Consider the following 3,408-nt stretch of genomic DNA (forward strand, 5'->3'; position numbering starts at 1 on the left):
ATCGGTCCAGCGCGTCGCGTCGCCGTATTGCTGCGATGCGATTGTGTACAGGTCGCCGCCGCCGACAGTGATCGTCTTCGGGCTGCTCGGCGCCGATATCAGCGGGAGATTCACTTGTATTCGCGCACAGATGCTTTGCAACTCGTACAGCTCTGGCAACTGGACGGCCGCGTTCGTCCGCGCGAGAGCGCTGAAAATTACGGTCGATGCAGGAAGCCCTGGCACCACACCGGATCCGGTCGCCATCGACTCTTCGGCACCGGCAATCAGCGATTGCACGCGCGAGGCGACAGCCGCCAACGGTGCGGTTACCGAAGCGACCGCGCTTGCTACCGTGTTGATCACCTGATCTGCACAGTTCGCCACGCCGGAGACGAATGACGTCACCGCCTTCAGCCCGTTTGCTATCGGCTGCGCAGCAGACGTCACCGCGCTGATCGCGCTCTGGAGATCGCCAGCCAGGCCATTGAGCGTCGAGTCACCGATACAGTTAGACAGCGTTCCCATGCGCGCCATGTCGGTCGTGATCGACTGCGCCGGCGTGATGGCCGGCACCGAATCGATGGTGGCCGTCTCGTCCTGCACGACCTCGAACCGGATCGTGTAAGGGATCCGGAACGGGTATTTGTAGTTCGGGTGAAACTCGGCAATCGTGACCTGATACCGCAACTCATCCCACGACAGCGTGCACTGCAGACCTTCGCGGCGCACCGAGTCCAGAAAGCGGGCGCGCGACAGCGCCGATGCATACAGGAACAGCCCCGACCACTGCAGCGGGTCATCGTCGGCGCCCATCGCGTTGACGCGGCGCCGGCCGCCGATCATCTTCTGGACATCGAGAAGCTGGCTTCCGCCGAACTGGATGTTTTCCGGAACCTCGGCACCGCTGAACGTGAACGTGCCGTTTGGCGTGTCCAGCGTGAGGGTGACAAACGAGTTCATCAGTACATCCCCATGCTCGGACTAAATGGCGTTGCCTCAGGATTGAAGCCCGTCGGCCCGGTCGCTTTTGGCGGAATCATCTTCGTTGCCACTTCGTGACTGTCCACGTAGAAGTGGTTGTGGATTGCGTCGCCGAGCTTGCCCCAAGGCGATACCGGTTTCGTGACGCTGTTGCCAAATCCCGGGACACCACCCGCAGCGCCCTGATAGAAAGTCAGCTGCTGCTCCGGTGTCATCTTCGACGACACCGAATCCATCGCACGCTGGATCATGATGCCAATGCCAGCCGAGATTGCTGCGGTCAGCGCGACTACACCACCGGCTGTTGTCAACGCTGCGACGCCGATCTCCTGCCCGGTAAGCGCTGTCGCTGCACGCGCGAGCATAGAACCAGCACCTGAGGCCAGATATTTCGATAGGCCGGCCGCGGCTCTCTCCACCATCCCGGCTGCGCCTTTCGCGCCACTCCACGCGCCCATACCCGCCACGGCCGCGCCGAACAGCAGACCGACATCGAGCCCCGCGCCCAGCACCGGATGGTTCTTCGTGAAATCAGCGGTGCCGGAAAAGAAGGAATTGGCAGCACTCAATGCCGAATTGACCGGCCCCATCAGGGTCGCTGTACCGTTCATCAGTGTGATGTTGGCGTTCGCGATCGTCTGATCGGCGAGACCGACGGTGCTGACCTGACTCATCATCCGGCCAACGTCCATCGGCGGCTGGGACTGGTTCGCCAGATCGCCCAGTGCGTGCAGGTTAGACAGCGTCGAGTCCTCGCTGAAGAACGACGCGCCGCGCGCGCCTTGCACACCGAAAGCCATCCGGAGCAGGGCATTGAACTTCAGCGGTTCCATCTTTTCGCGATCAGCGGCGAGGATGGACACCTCTTTCATGAGGTCCATGCTGCCGTTCGCGTAAAACTGCGACTGGTTGCCCTTGTAGAGGCCCAGATCCTGCAGGGCTTCGTTCTGCTTCGCGTTCGAGAACATTCCACTACCGAGCGTATTCGGCAGCGCGTTGGCAGCCATGGCATTGAGCCACGTGCCCGACTTCGTGTTCATGATGCCGCCCTGCATCATCGTGGCGATGAGCAGCATCACGTCGCTGGAGTTCGCGCCAGCGGCGTGGAGGGCGGGAAGGGCGTAACTTGCAGCGCGCCCGATCTGACCGAGCGAAGCATGCGAGGTGAGCGACGCCTGCAACATCGACTCGTACAACGGCTGGGCCGCTTCAGGCGAATAGGCGCCAGCCATATGCGACAGACCAATAAACGCCTCGGTCGCCTCAGGCATCGAAACGCCTTTCAGCTTGGACTCGAGCGCGATGTATGGCATCGCGAAGTCCATCATTTGCTTCTGCTGCGCGGCGGACAGCGTGCGCATCAGGCGCGAACCTTCGAGCATCGACTCGCCGAACGGCTCAATGTGACCGCCGGTCGCCCACGCGTACTTGCTCGCGTATTCCATTTCCCGCGCGCGCAGGTTATCGATGGTAGGTTGCCATTGGTCGAACGGGATCTGCGCCGTTGCGACCGATTTGACGTTTTCGTCTGCGAGGCGCGCGTTCTCATATACGCCGTATAGCATCCCAGCGGTCGCGACGCCCGTCGCTGCGCCGTTTGCGCGGCCACCTGACCGCGGACCGACAGCCGCGGAGGGGCGGGTGCCGCGTGGCGTGACATCGGTGATCAGACCATCCCCGTCGATGACGTCGGATGAATACCGTCCCGCGCCATCCACAACCGTGAGCGCACCACCAGGAGTTTCTCGCACGATCAGCGGACCGCCCGGACTGCCGCCACCGTTGCGACCGCCGCCTCCCGTGCCGCCGCCACGACCGCCACCAGTCGTGCCGCCCCAGCGGGGAGGGTTCATCGAGTTGGCCTCGGCGCGCGCGGCTGCCATATTCCTTGCAAGGGCCTCGCTGCTTGCCACCATCGTGTCGAGCACGTAGCTCGCACGGGTGAGAGATCCAGCGCTGTCGCCGAGAGCGGCCGCAGCTCTAGCAGCTTTGTCGAAGCTGCGCGCGATACTTTCGCCGGCGGACGACGCCTTGCGTGCGCTGTCGACGAACGCGAGCATCGAGGCGTTGGCCTTGTCTGCCCATTCGACGATCAGCATCAGCCGGCTGCTGACGTTGTCCGTCAGTTCAGCAGTGACGCCGATTGCGTACGCATTGATCATTTTTTGCCCGCTAGAGTGTCTTCGACTGCCTGTCCAACCAGATTGACGACGTTATCGACGTTGCGGTACATCGCGGTGGCCAGCACCGGGCGAGGGGGGATACCTTCAGGCGTTCCCTCTTCCTGCCACACCATGATCTCGGAGTCGCTTCCGACCACGAAAGCGCGGGGCTCTGCTTCGTGTCCGATGCTTTCGCGAAGGTCGCCCTTCACCAATAACGGCGTGTTCTCGCCGGCATCATCAGCGGCTTCGCCGTCGACGATCGCCTGGATGTGTTGCTGTT

At 62.6% G+C, this 3,408-nt stretch carries 2 protein-coding genes and 1 pseudogene; all 3 read right to left on the minus strand.

Going from position 1 to position 3,408, the window contains the following annotated elements; all coding sequences use genetic code 11:
* Window positions 1–942: hypothetical protein (locus tag VGH68_RS24820; RefSeq protein ID WP_331606359.1), on the minus strand; the 942-nt coding region annotated here is incomplete at its 3' end.
* Complete coding sequence (locus VGH68_RS24825) at window positions 942–3,125, minus strand: hypothetical protein (protein ID WP_331606360.1); 2,184 nt, start codon at window positions 3,123–3,125, stop codon at window positions 942–944. The genes VGH68_RS24820 and VGH68_RS24825, both read right to left, overlap by 1 nt.
* A pseudogene (locus VGH68_RS24830) lies at window positions 3,122–3,408 on the minus strand (hypothetical protein); the annotation flags it as partial. The pseudogene VGH68_RS24830 and the gene VGH68_RS24825, both read right to left, overlap by 4 nt.

The sequence above is a fragment of the Paraburkholderia sp. genome (assembly GCF_036488505.1).
Classification (GTDB): domain Bacteria; phylum Pseudomonadota; class Gammaproteobacteria; order Burkholderiales; family Burkholderiaceae; genus Paraburkholderia.

Excerpts from the sequence above, each read along its gene's own strand:
- VGH68_RS24825 (WP_331606360.1), bottom strand. The coding sequence starts at position 3,125 with ATGATCAATGCGTACGCAATCGGCGTCACTGCTGAACTGACGGACAAC.